At 69.4% G+C, this 24,880-nt stretch carries 13 protein-coding genes and 2 CRISPR repeat arrays; of the genes, 5 read left to right on the top strand and 8 right to left on the bottom strand.

The annotated features are described in order from the left end of the window. Positions 1-66 precede the first annotated feature (66 nt). Positions 67-897, top strand: a complete 831-nt coding sequence (gene cas1 / locus C1A33_RS32795; protein WP_279354742.1) for a CRISPR-associated endonuclease Cas1 — start codon at positions 67-69, stop codon at positions 895-897. Positions 898-900: 3 nt separating this feature from the next. Further along, the gene (gene cas2 / locus C1A33_RS32790) at positions 901-1,164 is read left to right on the top strand and encodes a CRISPR-associated endonuclease Cas2 (protein WP_101836356.1); all 264 of its coding nucleotides are present in this window, start codon (positions 901-903) and stop codon (positions 1,162-1,164) included. Positions 1,165-1,273: 109 nt separating this feature from the next. Then, positions 1,274-4,470: a CRISPR direct-repeat array (repeat unit 30 nt; unit sequence GTCGCTGATCATCCCTGGAGGGATCGCAAC). A 155-nt stretch (positions 4,471-4,625) separates the two neighbouring features. Here cas2 and C1A33_RS34445 read toward each other — a convergent pair. The 7 genes from C1A33_RS34445 to C1A33_RS32760 all read right to left on the bottom strand — a co-directional run bounded on the left by C1A33_RS34445 (position 4,626) and on the right by C1A33_RS32760 (position 17,034). Then, complete coding sequence (locus C1A33_RS34445) at positions 4,626-5,654, bottom strand: hypothetical protein (RefSeq protein WP_133150917.1); 1,029 nt, start codon at positions 5,652-5,654, stop codon at positions 4,626-4,628. Next, on the bottom strand, positions 5,644-7,254 hold the full coding sequence (locus C1A33_RS32785) for an AAA family ATPase (RefSeq protein WP_165818697.1): 1,611 nt from the start codon (positions 7,252-7,254) through the stop codon (positions 5,644-5,646). The genes C1A33_RS34445 and C1A33_RS32785 overlap by 11 nt, the downstream gene beginning before the upstream one ends. Positions 7,255-7,326: 72 nt before the next feature. Beyond that, positions 7,327-10,005, bottom strand: coding sequence for a TIGR03986 family type III CRISPR-associated RAMP protein (locus tag C1A33_RS32780; RefSeq protein ID WP_165818696.1), 2,679 nt, complete (start codon positions 10,003-10,005; stop codon positions 7,327-7,329). Further along, complete coding sequence (csx19, locus tag C1A33_RS32775) at positions 9,998-10,720, bottom strand: type III-D CRISPR-associated protein Csx19 (protein ID WP_101836353.1); 723 nt, start codon at positions 10,718-10,720, stop codon at positions 9,998-10,000. The genes C1A33_RS32780 and csx19 overlap by 8 nt, the downstream gene beginning before the upstream one ends. After that, the gene (locus tag C1A33_RS32770) at positions 10,717-12,573 is read right to left on the bottom strand and encodes an RAMP superfamily CRISPR-associated protein (RefSeq protein WP_101836352.1); all 1,857 of its coding nucleotides are present in this window, start codon (positions 12,571-12,573) and stop codon (positions 10,717-10,719) included. The genes csx19 and C1A33_RS32770 overlap by 4 nt, the downstream gene beginning before the upstream one ends. A gap of 1 nt (position 12,574) precedes the next feature. Then, on the bottom strand, positions 12,575-15,082 hold the full coding sequence (locus tag C1A33_RS32765; protein WP_101836351.1) for an RAMP superfamily CRISPR-associated protein: 2,508 nt from the start codon (positions 15,080-15,082) through the stop codon (positions 12,575-12,577). Then, a complete protein-coding gene (locus C1A33_RS32760; RefSeq protein ID WP_133150916.1) occupies positions 15,079-17,034 on the bottom strand; it encodes a Cas10/Cmr2 second palm domain-containing protein in 1,956 nt (651 codons plus the stop codon). Before C1A33_RS32760 ends, C1A33_RS32765 begins: the two co-directional genes overlap by 4 nt. Before the next feature lie 260 nt (positions 17,035-17,294). Here C1A33_RS32760 and C1A33_RS32755 point away from each other — a divergent pair, with 260 nt between their 5' ends. After that, the gene (locus tag C1A33_RS32755) at positions 17,295-19,916 is read left to right on the top strand and encodes a hypothetical protein (RefSeq protein ID WP_101836349.1); all 2,622 of its coding nucleotides are present in this window, start codon (positions 17,295-17,297) and stop codon (positions 19,914-19,916) included. A 1,482-nt stretch (positions 19,917-21,398) separates the two neighbouring features. On the opposite strand, the gene C1A33_RS32750 is transcribed toward C1A33_RS32755, so the two are convergent. Next, on the bottom strand, positions 21,399-22,364 hold the full coding sequence (locus C1A33_RS32750) for a hypothetical protein (RefSeq protein WP_133150915.1): 966 nt from the start codon (positions 22,362-22,364) through the stop codon (positions 21,399-21,401). Positions 22,365-22,992: 628 nt separating this feature from the next. Continuing rightward, positions 22,993-23,560: a CRISPR direct-repeat array (repeat unit 30 nt; unit sequence GTCGCTGATCATCCCTGGAGGGATCGCAAC). 114 nt (positions 23,561-23,674) lie between these two features. Here C1A33_RS32750 and C1A33_RS35485 point away from each other — a divergent pair. Beyond that, positions 23,675-24,139, top strand: coding sequence for a hypothetical protein (locus C1A33_RS35485; protein WP_165818695.1), 465 nt, complete (start codon positions 23,675-23,677; stop codon positions 24,137-24,139). A gap of 11 nt (positions 24,140-24,150) precedes the next feature. Then, on the top strand, positions 24,151-24,880 hold a 730-nt coding region (locus C1A33_RS32740; protein WP_101836346.1), incomplete at its 3' end, for a DDE-type integrase/transposase/recombinase.

The raw sequence follows: 24,880 nt of genomic DNA, 5'->3' as shown, positions 1-24,880 counted from the left end.
TCATCCAGCCGTTATCGGCCGCCGATCCCGATCAAGAAAACTGCGAAACTCTAGGACCACGTCGACATCAACACCGCGGCCGTCTCCCTGCTCGGCCGGCACGGAGTCGTCCTGCACATCCTCGACCACTACGGGAACTACGCCGGTGGCCTGATGCCGGCCGAGGACATGTCGTCCGCCCAGGTCGTTCGCGCCCAGGTCACGCTCACCGCCGATCCGGAGCAGCGAACCTCGATCGCCCGGCCCCTGATCGCCGCGACGGCCGCCAACATCCGCTGGGCGCTGGACACCGACCTGCTCGACGGTCCACTGGCCAGCCTCGAGCGGCAGCTTCACGCGGCCGGCGATCGCGACGCGCTGATGGGAGCCGAAGGCACCTTTCGACGCTCCGCCTGGAGCGTCCTCGACACGATCCTGCCCGCATGGCTGCGGCTGGACGGCCGCACCCGACGGCCACCGTCCAATGCCGGGAACGCGTTCATCAGCTACGCGAACAGCGTCGTCTACGCGCGGGTACTCACCGCGCTGCGGACGACGCCGCTGCATCCGGCGATCGGTTTCCTGCACGCCGACACCGATCGCCGCCGCAACACCCTCGCACTCGACCTCGCCGAACCGTTCAAGCCATTGTTCGCCGAACGCCTGCTGCGCCGGGCGGCCGCCCAGAAGACGCTACGCGAGTCGGACTTCGAGGCCGACGTCGGCGCCGCATCACTGAGCCGCGACGGCCGCAAGAAGGTGTCCGCGATGATGCGCGAAGAACTCAGCGCGACCGTCTACCACCGCACGCTCCGACGGAAGGTCTCCTACAAGGAACTGATCCACCTGGAAGCACTCAAACTCGTCCGACTCTGTCTGGAAGGCACCAGCTACACGCCTTTCCGGCCCTGGTGGTGAGCGATGTTCGTCATCCTCGTCTACGACACCGCCGCGGAACGCAACCCGAACGTCCTACGCACCTGCCGCAAGTACCTGCACTGGACCCAGCGCAGCGTCTTCGAGGGCGAACTGTCCGCCGCCCAGTACCGTTCGCTCATGGCGACCCTGCGCGACCAGCTCGACCTCACCTACGACAGCATCCGCGTCTACCGCACCCGCTCCCCCGCACTGGTCGAGACCGAGTGGCTCGGCATCCCCCTCGGCAACCAGGACTCCATCCTCTGACCACTCGATCAAGCCCCTGACCTGCACAGTTGCATTACCGCCAGACCTCCGCAAGATCGCCGTTTTCACCCCCGCCCACACCACCCCTGACCTGCGTCTTAAGGTTGGGGTCGCTGATCATCCCTGGAGGGATCGCAACTGGGACTGGCTCCTGTCAGGGAGTGGGCCCGCCGCGGTCGCTGATCATCCCTGGAGGGATCGCAACTGCTCCACGGCTCGTAGTACGCCGGGTCCAGCTCGTCGCTGATCATCCCTGGAGGGATCGCAACGTCCACGTCACGCGCCACGACGGCGCTCGCGGTGGTCGCTGATCATCCCTGGAGGGATCGCAACAGGTTGCCGGGCGCGTCCGTGATCGCGGCGCCTCGTCGCTGATCATCCCTGGAGGGATCGCAACGCAGCGCAGGAACAGGGCCTCCCCGTCGCGCCACGTCGCTGATCATCCCTGGAGGGATCGCAACCGTTGGTGCTCGTCTGGGCCGCCATCACGGACCTTGCCGCGTCGCTGATCATCCCTGGAGGGATCGCAACATCACCTCGCCCTCCGGCTCTGGGTCCGGCTCTGGTCGCTGATCATCCCTGGAGGGATCGCAACCCGGCCCACCGCGGCGCGTGACGCGCGTCACGCCGCGTCGCTGATCATCCCTGGAGGGATCGCAACAGCTGCTCCAGGAGTCCGGATCGAAGCAGGGCGTCAGTCGCTGATCATCCCTGGAGGGATCGCAACTGAGCAGAGGTCAGGCGCTGTCGTCCGCGCCTGTCGTCGCTGATCATCCCTGGAGGGATCGCAACATCGGCAAACCCAGCTCATCCACGGGGGAATCCGGTCGCTGATCATCCCTGGAGGGATCGCAACTCCCGCTGCTATTCGCCGCGAGGGTCGTACCTCCGGTCGCTGATCATCCCTGGAGGGATCGCAACCGAATCCCTGGGCCAGCAGTGCATCGACGACCTCCGCGTCGCTGATCATCCCTGGAGGGATCGCAACCCCGGCTCGAGGTCCCGGGGCCGTCAGCGGCGGATGTCGCTGATCATCCCTGGAGGGATCGCAACCGATGTCTACCGGCACGTGGGCGTACAGCCCCGGCACGTCGCTGATCATCCCTGGAGGGATCGCAACAACAGGGTGCTGTTCGTCCCGACCGCCATCTTGAGTCGCTGATCATCCCTGGAGGGATCGCAACCTATCGGCGTTGGCGGTGGTGCCGGCCTGGGAAACAGGTCGCTGATCATCCCTGGAGGGATCGCAACATCTCCCGGACGCGTGCGTCCACGAGCGACACCTGGTCGTCGCTGATCATCCCCGGAGGGATCGCAACTGCCGCCAGATCCGCCCCGGTCCGCTCAACGGGGGTCGCTGATCATCCCTGGAGGGATCGCAACTGGCCATCAGCCGGGCACGCGCCACCCTGCGGGAGTCGCTGATCATCCCTGGAGGGATCGCAACGGGTTCATCGAGACGTCAAGCCACCGCTCGACGAGTCGCTGATCATCCCTGGAGGGATCGCAACGCGCGCAGGCTCGCCGCGATGTCGTCCATCCGCCGGGTCGCTGATCATCCCTGGAGGAATCGCAACTGATGTGGCTGGCGTCGTACGGGTCCTCCACGGTGCGGTCGCTGATCATCCCTGGAGGGATCGCAACCCCGAGTGCCGGGAGCTGGAGAGCCGGGCGCGGGTCGCTGATCATCCCTGGAGGGATCGCAACCCTTCGTCAGAGCGCGGCGGGTGACCTCCCGGTCCAGGTCGCTGATCATCCCTGGAGGGATCGCAACTGGCGCACCCTGTGCATCGGGAACTTCCGTTCATCGTCGCTGATCATCCCTGGAGGGATCGCAACGGCGGCACGTCGGGTGCCTCGACCGGGTCGGCCTTGTCCTCATGTCGCTGATCATCCCTGGAGGGATCGCAACCTGTAGTCCCGCGGGGGGATAGTCTCCCCTGTCGCCCGGTCGCTGATCATCCCTGGAGGGATCGCAACTAGCTGATCAGCCCCCGCGCGCTCAGGCCCTTGAGGCGGCGGCGTCGCTGATCATCCCTGGAGGGATCGCAACATGAACAACACCACCCGCGATCAGGTGGTGCCTACCCGTCGCTGATCATCCCTGGAGGGATCGCAACGCCCACGGTCACGCAGCGCCACGACGCTGGGCTGCCAGTCGCTGATCATCCCTGGAGGGATCGCAACAGGACGGGCGCGGGCGGCGTGTCCGTGCGGGTCATGGGGTCGCTGATCATCCCTGGAGGGATCGCAACGTCGCCCACCGTCCGCCACCGACCTGGTGGCGAAGTCGCTGATCATCCCTGGAGGGATCGCAACCCGTCCTCGACGACCTGACCGTGCCGGCTCACCAGTCGCTGATCATCCCTGGAGGGATCGCGACATCGGGTCGGGTACCGAGCCGGCCGACTCGTGGTCGCTGATCATCCCTGGAGGGATCGCAACAAGTCGAAGGCGAAGGCGTCCTGTTCCGCGAAGTAGGAGTCGCTGATCATCCCTGGAGGGATCGCAACCCCGGCACCCCCCGAGCCGGGCGACACACCACATGTCGCTGATCATCCCTGGAGGGATCGCAACCGCGCGCAGGAACACCGAGAGCATGTGCTCGAGCGAGTCGCTGATCATCCCTGGAGGGATCGCAACGACAGCAGCCCACACCACCGCCCCCGGAGGATGACGTGTCGCTGATCATCCCTGGAGGGATCGCAACTCGCCGATGTACTCCTCCCCCGGCGTCAGTTGAAGTCGCTGATCATCCCTGGAGGGATCGCAACTCAGGGCGATGCACAGGCCGGTGCACAGATCCAGGTCGCTGATCATCCCTGGAGGGATCGCAACACGTGGAGCACGTCGATGCCGGGGTCGATGTACCAGGCGCGTCGCTGATCATCCCTGGAGGGATCGCAACCACTCTCGTGGCCGACCGCCGTGGCACCATTGACGTCGCCGATCATCCCTGGAGGGATCGCAACTTGTTCACCTGCGTCTTGGGGTGCAGGACGACGCCGTCTCGCTGATCGCCCCTGGAGGGATCGCAACGCGTGGACCTCTCGGGACATCAGCACCGTGTCGAGTCGCTAATCATCCCTGGAGGGATCGCAACCGGAGCGCCTGTTCGGGAGCGATGAGTGGCGCGGGTCGCTGGTCGCTGATCATCCCTGGAGGGATCGCAATGTGACCAGGCTGGCGGTCGACTCACCCGGCGTCGCGGTCGCTGATCATCCCTGATGGGATCGCAACCCCTGCCGGTACCACCAGTGGCCGGTCTCGAGGTTCGTCGCTGATCATCCCTGGAGGGATCGCAACCGCGACGATCACAGCGCGCCGCGTCGGCTTTGTGCCGCCAATCTTCCCCGAAGAAATATTTCAATGCGTCCATTTCTTATGCCCACACACTTTACATGTCGCCGCGACATTAGCCCGCCAAGTCAAATTAATATACGGCGCTCGGAAAGTAGCCCTCATGGTGAGGAAACGCGCGGAGTCGCCGCCACGACGGCGCGCAGCCATGCCTCCTTTCGGTCGAGCCTGGCAAATCCAGGCCCTAGCGGGTCGCCCTTACATTCGTACGTCAGACGGCACTCCATTGGCCCCAGTTTCGCAACCCATTCAAACCCCGAGGAAAGCGATAGTGTCCGCTTGTCGAAGCGGAAGTGACGGTCATGTAGGCGGACCTCCGCTCCGGACGAGGTAAGGCGACGCCAGCGCCGCCGAGGGATCCAACAGATCCGGGCCTGCGCTATTCCGCGCGTCCACTTCACACCGTTCGGGATCTTTAGGTTACTCCATTCGACATCCCGACTATTTCCCTTCCAGCCATTCGGCCGACCGCTGAAAATCGTCAGCGTTCGTCCTGTATCACCCGGCGGTGGCACCTCAGCCATCCGTTTCCACAGCCATTCCGCCTGAGCAATATAGTTGCCCGCATATCGGTCAATAAGAACGATCTGGCGTGCCGGCCGGTAGAGTGGCTCGATAAAGTTGAGCCACAGGGCGTCCCGATCCATGCTCGGGGCCATCTCGGCACCGTTCATCTCGACGTAGGTTCTCAGTCGACTCTCGGCAAGTCCTGTTGGCCGGCAGATCTCGATCCCGGATATTTCGTCCTTGACAAGAGCCGCGTGAGGATTTAAGCCGAGATGCTCGGCGTCCGTATCGCTTGTGACCAGCACGTCAACTGAGTTTTTCCATGCTCGCAGCATGGCCCTCGAGGAGATCTCTGTTGCGTACTTCTGGCCAACCGGTGGAGGCGTGACAAGAAAGTGATGGGGATCCCCGAAAAGGATCGGGTCCCAGTAGGGCCGGACCAGCCGAGGTAGCCGGGAAGAATGCTCACGCAGCCGGCGTATTTCGTCGGCACCTGTGCACACAATCTGGGCGTGGCGAAACAATAGTTCGGTAATGCGCCGATGGCGTTCACGTACCGCCCAGTGGCCATCGCTGATGTCCTTACGAAATAGCGCGGCCGACACTGCTACCTTAGCCAGCATAGAAACCTCGTGTTACGTCGACTGCCCGCAGGCGGGCCTCCGGGAAGACATCCCCGGGACCTGGATGAAGGTCGCCGTCCGAGCTCCACCCCTCATGTCGTGGCAGCGCCGAGTCGCCGGTTATCGCCGGGATGACGGACACTACTGAGATGTCGTCTGCCAAGGCTGGATGACCGGCGACAAGGGCCTGCAGGCGCAACAGAATATTCTCGCTGTGCGTCTCGATGATCATCTGCGAACCTCCTTCAGGGCCGCGCGCGGAATTGAGCAGAAACTCCGCCATGTTCGCTTGTAGCCTCGGATTTATATGGGTCTCGGGTTGCTCGATGAGCAGCGGCCATGATTTTTCGCGCAAAGCCTCCGCAAGAATAGACAGCAGATGATTGAATCCATAGCCACCGCTGCCTATAGCGACCGGGATTCCTCCACGGACCAGCACGACGTCTAGAAAGTCCTGGCCCCACCCGAGGTCGCTAATTTCACTATCGAGATCCTCGCCGGTCTGGCCGGTATCAGAGTCGAGCGCAAGGCGCCTGTATCGCAATATCTCCAGTTTGTAGGGAAGCCCCAGCGGATTCTCAAGAACTTCGTTGAGCTTTCCGACCAACGCATCCCGGTTGCTCGCCAGCAGAGGAACTAGGTGTCGCCCGTCCGACCCTGCGCCTGCCACCTCATCGCCGTCCCGTACGGGATGCCCGCGTGGCAGGACCCTGTCAGGGCCGAGGTGGCGAATTCCACCAAATGCTTCCCCGAGGCTACGTCGGATACCTCCAAAGAAATTTGCCGACGCGGCGGCGACGGTTGGGTGTGCCTCCGATATTCGACCATCCGGGGACATCCACGCGACCACAGATCCCATCCATGTACCGGCCAGCGACACGACCGGCTGCACTGGACCTGATGGCCATTGAATTTCTGCGTCAGGCAAGTTCGGCAACGACGTGGCCAGTTTTTCTCCTTCGACGGCGCCTATCAGAAAGCTAGCCACATCCTCGTCACCAACGAGGACCGGCCCGACCCATCTTTCGCCGTCCATATCAGAGTGACGACAGGCAGAGACTTTGCCACCAGCCAGCTCGAGATCGATCTTATTCAGGAGACCTCGGTTCTCCCGATATTCGAATTGGAAGGAAATAGCACTGTCGCTGCCGTCGCGATTCCGCCAGGATACACCCAGCATCATGAGTCGATCACTGAACTCATGGCGGTGCACGACGTCCCGAAACGTACCCAGACGGAGATGCGTGCCGTTTAGAACAACCCGGGGCCAGGTGTCGTCTGGCCCCGGCACCCAGTCAAGCGTTTGGGCGATCGTAAGCAGCGCTTGCAGAAGCGTAGACTTCCCAGCGGAATTGTCTCCATACAGCAGCGTGAGTGCGGCGAGCGGCACATCGAAAGAGCGGTTCGGCGCGGGCATTCCATAACACTTGAAGTTTGCCAGCCGCAAGCTCGTGAGAAGCGGCCGAACACTGTCCTGGTGGCCGGCGCCGACGTCAGACTCTTCATCTTCTCCGAAATCGGCTTCGGACCCCGAATCCTCGTCCGGACCGTGAAAGACGCCGTCTGGTTCGATCCGGTCGACGCCGCTGGTGTTGCTCATGATCCCCCGATCGCTTCGTCTCATTCGAAGTAGCTCCGCCCCATCTCTCACTCAGGTTCGACGCGGATTGCGTTATGGATTTGGGCGGCGGCCGAAGACGCCGCTAGCGGCGAATGGATGGCCGGTGCGGCCCTCGGGGGCTGGGTGGATAGGGAGGGGGTCGCCGTCGGCACGTGGAAGGCTGATGGCGCGGGTGAAGGTGCCGCGGCGTTCCTGCTCGTTCTGGACGAACCATTGGAACGACTGGCCGCGTGGGTCTGGGGGGACCGCGACGCGGATGTCGAGGTCCGGTGGTCGGACTCGCGGGTAGTGGACGGAGACCGTCGGATCGCCTTGGGCTGCCGTGCGGAACGCGGCGAGTTGCGGAGCGCCGAGCCAGACGGTGGCCACGGCCTTCTCGAAAGCCTGAGCCAGCGCGGGGATGTCGGGGTTCTCGCCGGGCAGTTCGGCCGAGAAGTCCGCGTAGTGGCGGCGCCAGGCGTCCCCGCGGCGCAGGTGGGTGGTGTCGCCGTCGATGTCCAGGTGTACGCTGCCGAAGCCCAGCGGCTTTCCCAGACCGAGCCGGTGGTATTCGTCGGCGGGGCGGCGCAGCAGCCAGAGCAGCGCGCCGAGTTCCAGTCCGGACAGGTTGCGCACGTCCAGGGTGAACCGGAACTCGCCGCCGGGGCGCACCCAGGCGGTCACCGAGCGGTTCTGGTTGTCGCGCTGCTCCTCCCGCTCGGTCATCCCGACGACGAACGCGTCCCGACGCGCGGTGAGCTGCCCGCCGTCCGGCGTCTGGTGCGGCCGGCGGTACTCCTGGTAGCGGCCCCGGGCGTCGGCGGTCTGGGTGCGGTCCTGCTGCGGTGTGGACCAGTAGTCGGGCGCCAGGCCGACGTGGTGCGGGTAGGTCTTGCGACCGCGCAGCGCACGGCCGGAGGCATACCAGGCGGAACGCGGAGTGCGGTCGGGCAGTGGGGTCTGGGCGTCGGCGGAGCTGGCGGCGATGTAGAAGCGGCCCTGCTGCGGTTTGGGCTGGCCGAGAATCGCCAGCGGTACACCCAGGGGTTCGAACCGGTCGAGGCCGTCACCTCCCTCGGGGCTGGCGAAGTTCACCGGGCCCACTCTCAGCTGCCCGCCGTAGGCAGCCCGCTGCCGCGCGCCGCCACCCGCACTGCCCGCGGACTCCGAGCGGTCGGCGCGCGCGTCGCGGTCCGTTCCGGCCGGGCCGCGCTGGTCAACCCAGCCGAAGACGCGGTCCGCCGGGGACAACGCGTCGAACCGGTCGGCGGGGCGCAGCGAGGGATGCAGCAGGTCCCGGGGCGATGCGGCGAACAGCTCACGGGCGATCATCACCGGGAAGAGTGCCGTCACGTCGCCGCGGGCGTCGAGGCGGGCGTAGCAGAGATCGCCGGGGACGAGTCGCTCGGCACCTTCGGCGTACTGGTGGCGGCTCCACGCCGTTTTGCCTGGCTCGCTGCCGAGCCACTCGCCCGGTTCGACGATCCGGTTGCCGTGGCGGCGGCCCCAGATGTCGGCGTGGCGGTGCGCGTCCCGATAATTGTTGACCAGGTTCGTCCAGCCGTCACGCAGTTGCCTGGTCAGCTCCCGGCGGACAGGGGCGCCGAAGAAGACGCGTTCGTCGTGCTTGCGGCTGAAGTTGCGGTTGGAGACCGACACCCAGCCAACCTCGTCCCGCGTGTCGGGCAGGACCTCGTGCCAGCTTTGCCCGTCCGACGGTGCGGTGGCCCGGATGAGGGCGGCGGACGGCGGGCCAGGTTTGTGGTCGTCGAAGGCGATCGCGGTGACCCGCCAGTAGCGGAAGTCGGCGATGTGGATCCGCTGCCGCCGATCCCAGCGATGGTGCTGGACCAGCCGCAGGCGCACCGACGCCTTCGCCGCGTGTCTGCCTGGTAGCTGTGCGGTCGGAATCGGCACCGCCTCGGGGCGGTGGAACCGCGGGTAGGCCGGCAGCCAGGCCGCGTACATCACCGCTTGCGGGCCGGGGCGCTGACCAAGCGGGGCGGTGCCGGTGAGCAGGTCGAGGGACTGGCCGTCGTCTGCGACCCGCGCCGGGACCATCCCGAGGCCGGCGCTGGCGCTCATGCGGTGGCCGAGCGGCGCGTCGTGGCCGGTGAAGACGCCGAAGCGCGAGTTCGTGACGGCCTCGTAGGCGGCGCGCAGCATGCCTTTGACCGCCGTCGACGGCAGGTGAATCCGCCCGTCGCGCAGCAGCGGGCCGTAGGTGGTGTGGCCCTTGTCGTCGGTCTGCGCGGCGGCGGTGTCGAGGAGGAGGAGCGGGGTGGCGACGGTCATCCGGACGCCGATCCGCCCGGTCCACATGTCGCCGGCCAGGCGGTCGTGGCCAGTGGGCGCGCGGTCTCCGAAGTCCGCAGCCTCGGGTGGCAGCCTGCTGGCCGCCGGGCGGGGCAGTGCCGGGACGAACGTGTACGGGTTGGCGAACACGTCGGTGCGCACCGTCCCCAGCGGCCCGGTTGTGGCCCCCGCGCCACCGTGCGCGCCGCCGGCCGGTGCCACCCACGGCTCGCCGCGGCGGCGCACGCGCTTCGGCTGCGCCTTGACCTTCTCGAAGTCGACCTCGATACCGGCGAGTTCCGAGGACTCGTCCTCGTAGAGCGCGCGCAGCTCCGCGCTCAGCTCCCGCTCCGGGTGGCTGAGCCGCTGCGCCTTACCGTCCGCGAGGATGACGAGGTCGCGGGTCCCGTCCGGGTGCTCACGCCAGCCGAGTAGGCCGGTTCGCACGTCAGCCATGCTGTTCTCCCAGGTCGATGCCCTGCGCGCCGGTCTGCCGGATGGGCGCGTAGGCCTCGACGCGGACGAGCCGTTCATCGAGGACGTAGGCGTTGCCGTGGCCGCGCGCGTCGAGCGCGTCGGCGCACGGATCCGGCTCGGCGGTGGGCAGGTCGTAGGCGAAGTACTCGCGGACGACGAGGCGCAGCCGGTTCTTCGCGGCGGCGGCGACACCGTCCTCGACGGGGACGAGGAGCAGACCGATCCGGTGGGACGACAACCCGCGCCAGCCTGCCCGGTCGGCGGCCGGCTCGTGCTCGCCCCACAGCAGGTAGTGACCGTCGTGGGCGCCGAGCCCGGTCGCCTCGGCGCCGCCGGTCACGTCCTCGCCGAGCAGGACGCCCTCGCCGGTGGCGAGCCGGCGGACCCAGCGCAGTTCGACGTCCGCGGTGAAGGCACGGGCTTCGAAGACGTCGTCGGGGTGGATGGCGGTGCCGTCGGCGGTGACGCAGGTGCCGTCGGCGCGCAGCCGGGCCAGTCGGAACGCCGACGGCGTCGACAGCAGCGCGGTGGCGCCGGCGAACCCGGGCCTCTCGGCGAGTACGGCGCGCAGCACATCGGCCAGGGGACCGTCGACCCGCCGCCAGCCGAGCCGCAGGTCGCCCGCGGTCGCGCCACCGGCCTCGGGAACGGCCATGTTCGTAATGGTGGTCGTGATGGTGGTCGTGGTGTTCATGCGGCCGCTCCGTTCTCCTCGCGGTGGTAGGTCCGCCAGGCGTCGACGAGTTCGGCGCCGAGGTCGCTCGCCAGCAGGTCCGCGAGCGTCACCTCTCCGGTGGGGCGGGCCGCCTCACCCGGCGGATGGCCCGTCCAGCGCAGGCCGATGCGCTCGACCTCCACGTCGCCAAAGCCGCGGTTGACCGATCCACCGAGCGGGATCCGCCCGGCGGCAAGGTCACGCAGCAGCAGGAGCAGGAGCGCGACGCCGACCTGCCAACGGGGGGCGGCATCGTCCTGGTTCTCCGCGCCGGCGGACTCGGCCTCGAGCAGCCGCAGCCGGGTGACGTCGAGGGTCAGCGTGAGGGGACGCCAGGCGACCCGCCAAGGCTCCAGAACGGAGAACAGCAGCTTGTCGGCCGCACCGCCGGTCCAGCGGTCGATCGCCACGTGGTCGGCCTGAGCGATCCCGGCGTCGGCCAGCCACCCCAGCATCTGGCGGGTGAACCGGCTGCCGTCGTCGGGCAGGTTCTCGACGCGCAGACGGGACGGCAGCTCGCCGCGCAGGAGCAGACCCCACTCGTCGGCGTCCAACGCCCGCGCGCTCACGCCGTCATCAACGCGCAGCGCCCCACGCCCCCACGGCACCCCGGACGCCTCGAGCGGCGCTCCGGCGGGGTCGTACGGCCCATCGGCGGCGCGGGCCGGCCGCGGCGGCTCACCGAACAGCGCCCACGCCGGGCGCAGGCACAGATCGTCCAACTGGCCGTGGAACTCCTCCGGCGTCGAGGTGGCGTTCGCCCGGACCGGCCGGGCTGCCACAGTTCGCAGAATCCGCTCGGCGTGCGCCCGCCAGGCGCCCTTCAGGCTCGACCCGGGCAGGACGAGCCGGACCTTGCCGGCGTCATCGCGCTCCCCGCCGGCGCCGGTCAGCGGCACCGTGTCGGCGACGATGCCCGCCCGATCGGCACGGACCATCACCGGGGCACGCGGCGTCCAGACGATCGTGACGGTGATCAGCTCGGCCACGTCGACCTGCCCAGCCGCGCCGCGCAGGTCGGTGAGCGTGCGCCGGGCAGAGCCGCCCAGGCCGCCTAGGCCGCTCGGGTCGCGCAGGACGGCGAGCAGTCCGGCGCGGCTGGTCAGGTCGTGCTCGACGATCCGCACGTCGTCGTCGAGCACGACCTTGCCGAGACCGCGGCTGACCGACGCGCCAAGGCGCACCTCACCGGACACCAGCGCGTCAAGCAGCGCAGCGAGACGCGCGCGGTCGAGCGTCCGGACGTCCGGGTCGGTGCCGCTCTCGACGTCGATCTCGAGACGCAGGTAGGCGCCGGCGGGCACCACGGCCCGGGAGTAGAGGATCCGGTCCGCGGCCGTCGCCGAATGCCGGTCGATGCCGACCGACGTGCGGACCTCCAGGCGGGCCGGGGCCAGCAGATTCTCCGCGCCCGGTGGCAGCGCCGGATCGGCCGGCCGGGTCGCGCAGACCAGCGCGTCGCGGACGATGATGCGGCTGGCCCGTGCCTCGGGGGCGGTGATCCGCCGGCCACGACCGGCCGGCACACCAGCCCGTTCGCCGGCGCGCGGCTCCGCGGACAGGGCGTAGCCCCACAGCGCCCGTGGCGACGTCTCGCCGATGTCGGCCACGCCGGTGGGGTCGTCAGCACTGGTGGCGTCGGCCGCGCCGACGAACCGGCTTCGCAGTGCGCCGGCCAGGCTGGTGCCGGGGACGTAGAGCCGGGACTGGCCGTCGACGGCGACCGTCAGGTCGACGTCGGCGCCCAGGCTCAGACCGCCGACGTGCAGCGGGGTGCCGAGTCGCAGCCAGCCGGCCACGCGCAGCCGGGTGTACAGCGGCCGTCCGGCCATGTCAGCGGATTCCTTTCCGACGGGCCGTGAGCAGGGTGTGGACCAGCGTGGTGATCGCCTCGGCGCGCAGTTCGCGGCGCAGGGCGGGGTCGTCGTCGAGGCCCGCGGGCCAGCCCAGCAGCGTCCAGACCCGGTCAGGATCGTCGACGAGCAGGTCCCGGACGGCCTTGCCGACGCTGCCGGGCCATCCCCGTCGCCGTTTCGGGTCGACCACGCGGGCAATGAGCCCGCCGAGGTCCGTGGTGCTGTCCGGCTGTGTCAGCAGGGGCAGGATGTCGTGCAGCAGCGCGAGCTGTGACGGGGAGACCTGCGCGATGTCCGCCCCCAACGCCGTTCGGTGTTCCTTGGGGTTGGCGGCCAGCGCCACCGCCCGGCGGATGATCTCCGCCCGCCGCGCCTCGGCGCGCAGCAGCGTCAGCGTTCGCTCGTCCCGCGCGGTGAGCTGGGCCCGCGCGGCGGGGCCCTGGCCTGCAGGGCTTTCCTTGCGGGCGGTCGCCTGCCCGAGTTCGGTGAGCAGCCGGCCGGGCCCGGGCAGGCTCTCCTCGCCCGGATGGTCCGGGAGAATGGCGACGGCGATCTGGCCGAAGCCTTCGGCGCGGCGCTCACCGAGGCCGGCCTGCGCCAGGTCGGCGAGGCGTGCCACGTCGAGGCTGACAGTGGCGTCGAGGTCGAAGCCGGCGACGCTGCCGGCGGCGAAGGCGGCCAGCGTCGGGCGCGGCAGCCCCCACCGGGCGTGCCAGGACTCCACCCGCCCGGTGGCCAGCATGGAGCGCAGCAGGCCATCGTCGCCGCCCTCGTGGACCGCGCCCGGAACTGTCGGCAGCTTCTCCACGTCGACCGGGACAAGCAGCTCTCGGCCCTGCGCGGCCTCCTGCTCGGCGAGGCCCAGCGCGGCGGCGAGCGCCGCGCGCAGCAGGTCCGGTCGCGGCGACGGCCGCAGCCGCTCGTCCAGGAGCACCAGGTCCGAGAGCAGCCAGACCGCGAGACGCCGCCCCGCGGGGATCACCGTCGGGGCGGGCGCCGGCCCCGAGGTGACGAGGCCGACCTCGATCCGGCCGTACCCGTCCTTCTTGGACTGCCCGGCGGTCCACCCGCCTGCCAGTCCCTCGGCCCAGCCTGCGGCCAGCAGACCGGCGCGGACGCGGACCTCGGCCCGCAGGACGGTCCCGGCTCGCAGCGCCCGGTTGATGTAAAGGCCGCCGCCGGTCTCCCTCGTCGGGCGCTGGGTGGTGTCGTCGACGCTGTTGTGGGTGTGGATCTCCTGCTCCGGCCGGCCGAGCACCAGCAGACGGCCGTCGTCGTCGAGGACGGGGGCGGCGTAGAGGTCACGCAGCCGGGCCAGCTGGCCAAGGCTTCTGTCGACAGGTTCCCGGGTTCGGTTGACCACCGGGAACGCCGGGCCGGTGGCGGCCTTCTGGCGGAGCACGGTGCGCGGCGCGGGCAATGCCCGTTGCCCCGCGAGCTCGACGGTCGCGTCGGTGACGACCAGGTCGCCGGCGAGCAGCGCGCGGCGCGGCGCGTCCCCGTCGTGCCCGGCGCGCCGGGCGGCGGTGCTCAGGCTGCGCAGCACGTGCGGTATCAGGGCCGTGCCGGGGATGTGGTCCGCGCCGAACAGCTGGTTGCCGACGAGCCGGCCCGCCGCGAGCATCGGGTCGACCAGGGTGAGCCGCACCTGCGCGACCTCCCAGGTCGCCTCCGTCGCGCCGATCCGTGCGAACGCCCGGGCGCGCGGCGACGCCGCGCCGGCGCGCGGCGACGCCGGGCTCGGCGGCGGAGCCGTTTCAAGCCACGTCCACCAGTCGGCGGTGGTCAGGCCGTCGACGCTCAGCCGGCAGCGCCCGTTACCGCGGCGGCGCTTCGCGCCGATCTGCTCGACCAGGCACGCGCCGGCGAGCAGCAGCGCGGTGGCATACCGCCGCGCGTCCTCGTCGAACGTCCCCTCCGGATCGAGGGTGAGAATCCCGGTCAGGTCGACACCGCCGCGGGCCTGCTCCTCGAAACGCAGCATGCGGTCGACGGCCCGCCCGGTCCGCGGATCGATCGCCACGCCGGGCTTGACGAACGTGACCGCCTGACGAACCGCCGGATCGGCGGCGCGCAACGCGGCCCGCAGCCCGGCGGACAGTCTCGCGGCCCGGATCGACAGCGCCGCGGGCAGCGGTGCCGCGGGCAGGCCCGCCCCTTGCGGCGCTGAGGTGGCGGCGCGGGAGCGCCGGGAGATCCCCACTGCCGCCTGGCTGCCGAACAGCCGGTCTGTGAACACGGACCAAGAGCCGTCTTCGGTCTCGTCGAGGGCGCGGGCGACGATCTCACATCCGTCCCGCCACAGCCCGGTCACGGTCTTCGCCGGCACATACGGCAGGTCATCGGCGTCGCGGGCGATGAGCCGGTCGACGTCGCGCGGCCGGCCGTTGCCGCTGCCCGCGTGCCAGTCGGAGAGCATCTCGAGCCGGTAACCGAGGATGGCGGCGGCGGCCGGTGGCCGGGCCACGGAGATCGTCGCGCTCACTGGCTGGACCTTCCTTTGGTGGCAGCCTCGTCCCGGTTCGCAGCCTCGCTGTGGAGGCCGGCGGCGCAGGTGAGGAAGGCGTCGGCGTCCATCGCGTCGAGGTAGCGGGTGACCCAGCGATGCTCGTCCGGCCGGTCGTCGTCGTCCCAGAACAGCGTGTCCGTCCGGCCGGGGGCCGCGAGCGCGTCCAGGCCCTGGTACCGGTCCTTCCCGGCCGCGTGCACACCGCGGTACCGGGCGTCGGCGACCTTACGGCCCAGGTGCAGGCCGGCGCGCAGATCGTGGGTCTGCGACCGGGGTAGCGCGCGGCCTTCTCCACCCTGCGCCGGTGCCTGCAGGGCGGCGACATTGCCCAACAGGTCGACCCAGCGGTGTCGGGCGGACCAGCCATCCCAGCCGCTGTCGGGCCTGGTCACGAGGTAGGGCTGGGCGTACAGCCGTTCGCCGTCGGCCAGGGTGAGCCGCGCGCGCAGCGAGTCGAGGTCGGCCGCGGCGGTGTCGTACAGGACGTGGAATGCCAGGCCGCTTGCGCCCGCCGCCCGAGCCTTGATCTCGCGGGCTTCCTCCATCAGCGATTCGGCCAGCCGGTAGGCCGAGGAGAACGGGTAGGCGCGTTTCACGATCGCCACGCCGGCCTTTGCCGTCAGCTTCCTCGCCCGCTCTGGGCGAAGTCCGTGTCTGCCGACGACCTCGCTCAGCCGGGCCTGGGTTCGTTCCTCCAGCGCCCGCAGATACGCCGCGGTGAACGCGAGCGCCACCGCGCCCTCACAGATGACCGTCAGATCGTCACCGCCGAGGATCAACGGCAGCACCTCGACGCGCAACCGCGCGAGCGGATCGCCCGGTGGCGCGTCCTGGTCGGATGACGACCGCCGCGTCAGGCCGAGCCGCACGAGTTCGTCGACGGCGGCGAGGTAGGCGTCGAGCGTCGCCGCCTCGACGGCGCGGGAGAAGTCCCGCAGGATGTCGGCGCAGTCCCGGGCCGACCGGCCGGCGATCTCGTCGCCAAGTCCCCGGAAGACCTCGCCGAGCCCGTTGCCGTCGGCGTGCACGACGGCGACCCACTCCCGGTCGTACTGCAGGTGTTCGGCGGTTGTCTGCAAAGCGCGTCGGGCGATCGTGCCCCGGCTCCGCGCGTCCTCGCCCAGCGTCCCGCCGGGTTCTCCCGGGCCGTCCCGCATCGGTGCCAGCAGCACGGCGGCGAGCCGGTCGTAGGCACTGTCGACACCGCCCGGGTCGGCGGCCGTGCGCGGTCCGTCGACGGCACACAGCTTCGCCTGCGAATACGCCGAGGACGGCTCCGGCTTCTCCAGCTCGTCGAGCCGGCCCGCCTGCGCCGCGATCCGCCTCGTCTCCCCGTCCACCGGATCGTAGAGCCCGGCGGCGGGCAGCGAGCTGGACCGGCAGTGTTCGACGATCGGCAGCCGGGCGAAGCGAGCCGACGGCTGCGCCGGGCGGGCCGCGCGAACCCGGGGAAGCAGCATGCTCGCTTCCCGGGTCGCCGATGGCAGCGTCCGCCCGGTCGTGCCGGACCCGTCGGTGCTCGCCTCGGACCAGTCGAACGGGATCACGACGCCGCAGACGTCCAGGCCGGGCGCTTGGACCAGCGCGCGGCGGGTGACGGCCGCCACCAGCGCACGCCCCTGCCGCGCGTCGGCCACGAGAACCTGGACGCGCCCCGCGGCCGTCGTCAGGACCTCGGCCGGAGCCGCCGGCACCCGTGCCTGAAGGACCGCGTCCGGATCAGCCAGCCCAAGTACCACGAGTTCGTCCTTGGTCCAGTCGCCGAGGGAGGCGATGAGGTGCGAGGCGCCGACGTTCTCCCGACGGCGATTGGTGTCGAAGATGTACGCCTGGTTGCCGGACGTCTCCAGCAGTACCAGCCACATCAGCCGGTTCGACCGCCCCGGAGCGTCGCCCGTGGTGTCCACGTCAGCAGGTACTGCGCTCAAAGCCGCTCCCCCGTCGAGCTGTCATCGCCGTCCGAACCTGACGTTCAGACGTCCACGCGGGTGTCGACGGTAATGACCCGGTTCCGACCAGCATCAACCGGGTCACCCAGCGCATCGGACGTGCGCAGAAACTGCCGGCAGCGCTCCCGAAGAACGCAGTTTCTGGCCTCCCCACCGGCTGCCGATCAGGCCAGACTCAACCGACATGCGTCGTGTTCGACCGACACAAGCCAGGACAGTGGGCCGACCGAGGAGGATCGATGGATGAGGTGACCGGGGGGCACCGCATCGCGCTGCATGTGGTCGGCGGATCCGACATCGGGCTGGGACGCCCCGCGCCGGGCACCACCGACGCGCAGATCGCTCTCGCGATCACCCTGCGCCTGGCCGAGATCCGCACCCGGCTGGACGAGGGCGATGACGACCATGCGATCTTCGCGGGCACCCCGATCGGACGTCTGGTCTCCCGCCTGAGCGCAGCACCGTCCGCCACCAGCCACCCCACGATCGGCGAGCAGAGCCCTCGTGATGGGGCGGTGCACCTCGTGGCTGTGCACCTCGTGTTGGTCGCGACCCGCGCCACGGTCCCGGCGCGTTCCGGGCTGGCAGATGCCGCCTCGGCCGGCTACGGACCGTCGGACTTCGGTCAGGTCCGGTCGACCAGGCCGATCGCGGATCTCGTTCGGGACTACGCCCGCCGGCACGTCGCCCAGGTGAGCGTCGAGGAACTGGCTGCGCCGACGCTGGCCCTGGGCCGGTCCTGGACGGTCGAGTTCCTGCACCGCGAGGTGGACGGGGTTCGGGCGGCCGGTGCGGCGGGCACGCCGTGGCAGCTGCTGCTCGGCGCCGGCGCGAGCGGCATCGTCCTCGGCGTCATGTTCGAGCTCCTCCTGCATGGCGCCCCGTTCGAGCTGCACGCCGGGGACGACACGTCCTCAACGATCGAGTTCGCCGCCCGGTCGTCACCGGAGGCCCTGCACCGATGGCTGGTCCGCCACCGTCTGTACGACATGCTGGCCGAGCTCGACCGCCGGTGGAATCGACTGGCCCGGCGGCAGGCCGTCGACGTCGCCTGGCTGCTCACAGATCTGACCGGCCACCGCCCGGACGATCTGCGCTGGTCGTTGGACGCCCCGGCCCGCGCCGTGCTGGCCGGGGCCGTCCAGGCGTCCTTCGCCGAGGGACTGGCCCGCCAGGAGATCACCGACGGCGCCGCCGCGCGCACCTGGCTGCACGAGTTCGCCCTCGAGCACACGCCGCCCGCTCACCGCGACGAGGTCCTCGGAATGCTCGCCGTTCCCGGCTACACGCGCATCGCCATCGCTCCGACCCGGGCCGCGGACGTGGCGGAGCCACTGGCGGCGCTGCTGCATCCCGATGTAGTGACCTGGCACGACGATGTCAAACGCCTGAGCCACGGCAGCCTGGCCACGGTGCCCACCCCGCCGGCGAGCGTGCTCGCCCTGCAGGACGACTGGATACGCGGCCAGCACCAGGCCGGGCCACTCGCCGACTACCCCGCCTGGCCGGTAGGCGAATCAGCGCCGGATCAGCGCACGGTCCTGCTGCTGCGGACGGCCGCGACCAACCAGGAGGCGAATGACGCGGCGCTCGCGAGCCTCGTCGACGGCTTGGCGGCGGGTGACATCCTGCTGGTCGAGTTCACCACACCGCAGGCCGGCCCCTCGTCGCCGCATCCCAGGGTTAGCACGGCCGTCCCCGTGCCGGTTGACGAGACGAACGTCGCGCGCCGGCCGGGTCTGGTCGACACCTGCCGGGCTCGGCTGTGGGCCGCGTTGCTCGACGTCCGAGGCGCCGACCTCGTCGACGAGGTCGCCGTCGCGCTGCCCGCCGGGCCGAAGGCCCTCGTCATCGCGACGATGCTGGCCGCCGTCGACTTCTCGCTGCACGCCGCCGCCCCGCTGCGCGTGCTCACGGCGCACGCCACGCATACCGGCCAGGGGCCGGGCCTGACCATCGACGTCAGCGAGGACGACGACCGCGCGCTGGCCTCGCTCGGCCTCGACGAGACCCTCGCACACCTCGCCGCCTGGGCACTGGCCAACCTCGACCTGTCCGTCGCCGAGCGCCTTCTGCGCCGCGGCTCGGTCCGCCTGCGCTCCCTCGCTGCCGACGTCGCCACGCTCCGCCGCGATGCGTTCGGAATCGTTCCCATCGCCGATGGGACGGCGGGACATCCCGACCGCACCAGCGCCGCCGAGGTGCGACTGGCCATCGCCCGGCTCAGGCTGTGCGCGACGATCGTCGACCGCCACCCGTGGGACACCGCCTATCTGGCCTCCATGGTGCTCGACCACACCTTCCGCACGCTGCCGGCCAGGCCCCCGATCGACGGGCTCGACCCCGCCCCTCATGCCAGCGGGCCAGGCCCGACCGGTGGCCCTCAGGGCAAAGCCAAGACCTCGCCGCACCCTCGTCTCGACCTCTGGGAGAACGTCCGGGTGGACAGCGACGGCGGCCGGCGAAACCTGAATGCCTGGCGTAACAGGCATCCGCTCTCGCACGGCATCAGGCCCTCAGGGCCCCCTCGGCGCACCGGGGGGCGCGCCGAGGCCATCGTGGTCCCCACCGCTGAGGAGATCCGCACCCAGGTGGCAGCGACGGAGAACCGGCTGCGACGTGCACTGCAGCACGACTACCCGACGCTGATGGCCACCGCACCCAACCCGGACGTCCTGGTCCGACAGCATGCGGACCTGCTGGGACGGATCCGGGCGCATGCCGGTCAGGAGGTCTGGGCCGCGAGGGCGGCGAACGGGTCGCTCGCCGCGGCCGGAGCGGGAACCAGCGTTCGTACCGGCGCGCCGTCCGCCAGCAGGGTCAGCACCCCCAGCGCGACGTCCACCGCGGAATCGAAATAGGCGTCGAGGAAGCCGTCGTCGGACGGCCCGACCGGCTGCCCCTGCGAACTCCGCGGCGTCGGGACCAGCACGTGCGCCACTCCCGGCCGCTGCGGGAGCGCCGCCATCCACCAGCGCACGACGCGCCGCAGCCGCTCTACCGTCGTCCCCGCCAACTCCGCGGCCACGCCGAGCGCACCGCCGGCAGCCCGCTGACCAGAACCGCGTCGACCACCTTCGGCTGCATCGCCACCGCTATCGCCATCGCCTGGGCGATCCGGCTCGTCGGCATCCTCAGGCACCAGCAGCACCACCTGCACATCGGCGGGCGCATCGACGAGCAGGCGAACGTCAGCCCACAATGCGGGGTCGGTCCCGTCCACACCCGGATCGGTCAGTATGTGCGCCCACACCAGATGCGGCGCCTCGTCGACAGCGCCAAGCCAGCCCCGCAACAGCTCGTTCGCCAGCGTCACGCTCCCCGCCCCACCGGGGCTCAGCGACCGGGCAAGGAACTCGAAGCTCTCCCGCCCCCAGCCCAGGGCCACCGAGACCAATGCGGCAACGGTGTACATGCCCGCCCACCGGGGCCCGGCGATCACCACACCGCGGCAGCCCGGCAGGGAGCGGGCGAAGGACTCGGGAGCGCACGCCGCCGGCAGCCGAGGCACGTAGACCCGCGCCTGGTTCCCGCCCGCGGCGAGCAGTGCATCACCGTGGAACGGCCCGTCGTCCCACTCCGCCCCCGTACGCCGGAACGCCTCCTCGAAGACCTGGGACGCCTCGTCCCGGTCGACAACGCCGCCCAGGCGCGCGAGGAACACGTAGTCGGCGAAGTGGTAGTGGCATCGCCGACCCCGCCAGTGCGGCAGCACCGTGACGGCCCACCTGCCGTCCCGCAACGCCGACTCCGCGAACAGCGCACCACCGGACACTCGGTGCTGTTCGGCGAGCAGGGCACGCTGCCGACGAAACCGCTGCTCGCAGGCGCTGAGCCGCAGAGCCACCGACGACATCGCCGTGTCGATCAGTCCGTGCGCGGCCAGCATCTCGAGCGGATGAGCACCGACGGCGCGAGCCAGCACCGGGATCGCCACAGGGTCGACCCGCGTGTCGTTCGCCAACCACCGCCGGATCCGGTCCGAACCGGCGGACAGGCCCAACTCGCCTGCCACTCGCACGGTCAGCTCCGTACCGTTGATCCGCGAACGCTCCATCGCCGCTTTCATCGCGTCGGCCCATCGCGCCTGCTCCGGATGCTTCCCGGGCGCCGTCGGCGCGAGCGGTCGGTAGCGGCCGGCCGATTCACCACTTTTCATCCGCTCATCGTCGCGCACAGACATCAGCGCGCCTCCGCCGACGGTCCTGGAACCCAGGATCGCTCACTCACCATGTCCACGACGTCGGACCACATCATCAGCGCCTTCCGTCCGCCACCGGAACACGCCGCCGCCAGACCCGGCATTCTTCAACCAGCGCCGCGCAGGGCCACGCGTCGACCCCTCATCTCAGGGCGACGACCACCCCTTCCACGATGTGAAAAACCTCATCCGGCGACAGGGCGCTGCGGCCCCCGTCGGGATGACGCGGCGCCCCGCCAATCGATGTGCCTCCGCCCCATCCCGGCTCCCGCGCCGCGAGAGCGGCGAGAATCGTACCTGGCCGCGAAGCGGGCCCGACGGGAAATCCGCCGACCAGATCGCTGCGCCGCGCCACGGTGTAAGCGGTCGAACCATCACCCAACCGCCGCCACATCACCATTCGATGAAAACCATGCGCGTACCCTTCATCCAGCGCGTCGACATCGCTGGTCGCCATCGTCCAGCCGGTACCCGAATGCGTCACCACGAACGAATCCGAAGGTCTCCTTGGCGCCGCCTTATGCTCGCCGCCGACCCCGGACAGAACCTCGCGGTCCATAGCTTCGGCAAGACGGGCTATCAATGCGGCGACCCGGGCAACGGCGCCGGTCAAATCCTCCGCTATCTCCATGGCAGCCACGCCGGCCCTCCGGACAGGCAGTGCGAGGGCTTCAGCGAACCTGGCCAGGAGCTCGCGATCGGCGACCGGATATGCGGGGCCATGCGCATCTCGGCTACCCACCGCTTCCACCAGCCGCCGTGTCACCGTCGGCGTCGCCCCAGCCTCAGCGAGCCACTCCGAATGAGCCAACAGCGCGACCGCGAGAACGGTGTCGGCATCCACGTCATTGACGTACACGGTGAACTCCGACGGCTCAAGGCCGAGCAGAATCGCGTCCTGCACTTGCCGGCACGTTGCACTCGTCACCAGACGAACACAGTCACCATGATGGTCGAAGCTGAACCGCTGACCCTCAACATCCAATTCCGGACCTTGCACAACCCCGTCAAGCGCGATACTCCGCAACGGAAGCTCGGCGAGCGCGACGGTCAACCCAGGCGCGACGACCACACGAGCTCCGCCTATCTGAATCGACATATCACCCATGCGCAGAGGCCTCACATCTGGCGAGTTTCATGACACTCCTCCGCGGCTCGAATCACCGATAGCCATCCGATGTCCACCCACCCTTAAAGAAGATAGCATGAGGGCAGCCACCCCAACGTCTGAACTCGGGTGCCCATCAGACCGCCCACTTGTTGCACGAGCCGCCACCACGCTCTCCAAGGCGACTACCGAAACCGCGGCTTCGAGCACATCGAGTACGGCAGCCAGAACCGTCTCTGACACCAAAACGAGGAAGCAAAATTCGACAGCACTTCCGTATCCCCGCTATCCTCGCCTACGGCACCGCAGAACGCCCCCCGAACGCGCTCTACACCCACCACAGGATCCTGCGCCGGGTGCAACGCAGCGCGTTCGAGAGCAAGCCCTCCGTTGCCCATCGCCCCGACTACACAACGAGCTCGGCCTCACCCACTACAACATCAGCATCCACCACACCTGCCCCCAGGCTGATCGAGAGCGAGCGGCTCGCCATACACAGCAACCAGGACCCCACCGCCAGCTCTCGATCATGGCCCTGACCTGCACAGTTACACTACCGCCGAACCTCCGCAAGATCGCCGATTTCACCCCCACCCAAACCACCCCTGACCTGCGCCTTAAGGTTGGGGTCGCTGATCATCCCTGGAGGGATCGCAACAGCCGGCGGCCGGGGCGCCGCGCGCGCGCGCCAGTCGCGGTCGCTGATCATCCCTGGAGGGATCGCAACCTGTGCGATCCGGCCTTCCTGGCGACACTGCCGCGTCGCTGATCATCCCTGGAGGGATCGCAACGCAACCGGGCCGCCGACCAGTCCCCCGCCATCAGGAGTCGCTGATCATCCCTGGAGGGATCGCAACATCTTTCGCACCTGGTCGAGGGCGTCCCAGCCCCCCGGTCGCTGATCATCCCTGGAGGGATCGCAACCCCGGTGGCGGCACCATGCACCTCGACATTGCCTGGGTCGCTGATCATCCCTGGAGGGATCGCAACGATCTCCGCCGGTTGCGACCACTGCTACGCCCTCACCCTGTCGCTGATCATCCCTGGAGGGATCGCAACTCACCCTCGTGCGCGAGGATGAGGGTAAAGGGCTGTCGTCGCTGATCATCCCTGGAGGGATCGCAACCCGTCACCGTCCTGGTCGCCCAGGAGGTCGGCGACCGGCGGTCGCTGATCATCCCTGGAGGGATCGCAACCCGGCGTGCCGGCAGCGGGCCCGACGGCGGGCGCTGGCCCTACCTGCCAAGATTGGATGAGACAGGGGGTATGCCCCTTGTAGGGTAGGTTGGGCGGGTTGGGAGGAAATGATCGTGGTAGCGGTGCTGACGGCCGGGCGGGGTCTGGCTGATGATGGTCGGGTGGATGATCCTGAGGTGACGCCGGATCCGGAGGTCGAGCCGAGGGCGAAGCGGCGGACGTTCGCCGCGGAGTATAAGGTCCGGGTTCTCGCGGAATATGATGCGGCGACCGGGCCGGGTGAGAAGGGCGCGATTCTGCGTCGGGAGCGGCTGTATGCGGCGCATCTGACGGAGTGGCGTCGTGCGGCGAACAGGGGTGCGGCGGCGGCGCTGGTGAGCAAGCGTGGCCGGCCGGCGGCGGATCCGCGCGACAAGGAACTTGCGGAGTTGCGCGCGGAGAAAGAGCGGCTGGGGAAGGAGCTGGAGAAGTCCCGGCTCGTGATCGATATTATGGGAAAAGCCAACGCGCTTTTGGAAGCGCTCTCCGAGAGTATTCCCGAGATCACCCGTCCGTCGTCGCCGAAGGGGAAAGAATAGTCGACGCCTGCGTGGTCGATCTTGCCGAGGTTGTCGGGCCGAAGAACGCCTGCGATCTGGTGGGCCGGTCGCGGGCGACGTTCTACCGTCATCACCGGCCGCCAGTGTCGGTGTCGCCGCGGCGGTCACCGAAGCCGCACAAGGAACGCGTCCAGCCGCGGGCGCTGTCGGCGGAGGAACGGGCGCGTGTGCTCGAGGTTCTGAACTCGGAGCGGTTCGCGGACGCGTCGCCGGCGCAGGTGTGGGCGACGCTGCTCGACGAGGGCATCTACCTGGCCTCACCGCGTACCCTGTACCGGATCCGGGCCGCCGAGGGGCAGACCGGGGAGCGCCGTGCTCAGGCGACGCACCCGGCGCAGGCGAAACCCGAGCTGCTCGCGTCCGCGCCGAACCAGGTGTGGACCTGGGATATCACCAAGATCAAGGGTCCGTCGAAACACCAGTATTTCCATCTGTATGTCATCCTCGATGTTTTCAGTCGCTACGCGGTGGGGTGGATGCTCGCGCCGAACGAGTCCGGTGAGCTCGCACGAGAGTTCATCACGCAGACCTGCGAGAAGTACGGTGTCGACACGGCGAATCTGACGGTCCACGCTGATCGGGGCTCGTCGATGACCTCGAAGACTGTCGCGCTGCTCTACGCGGACCTGTCGATCACCCGGTCGCATTCGAGGCCGCGGGTCTCGAACGAGGTGAGTCAGCGGCGGGAATCTCACCCGCCGCTGCTCTCAGAACCCGGCG

The organism is Frankia canadensis (assembly GCF_900197875.1).
Lineage (GTDB): Bacteria > Actinomycetota > Actinomycetes > Frankiales > Frankiaceae > Frankia > Frankia canadensis.
Note: the sequence above shows the minus strand (reverse complement) of the source record. Positions and strands in the feature narration are given on the sequence as shown.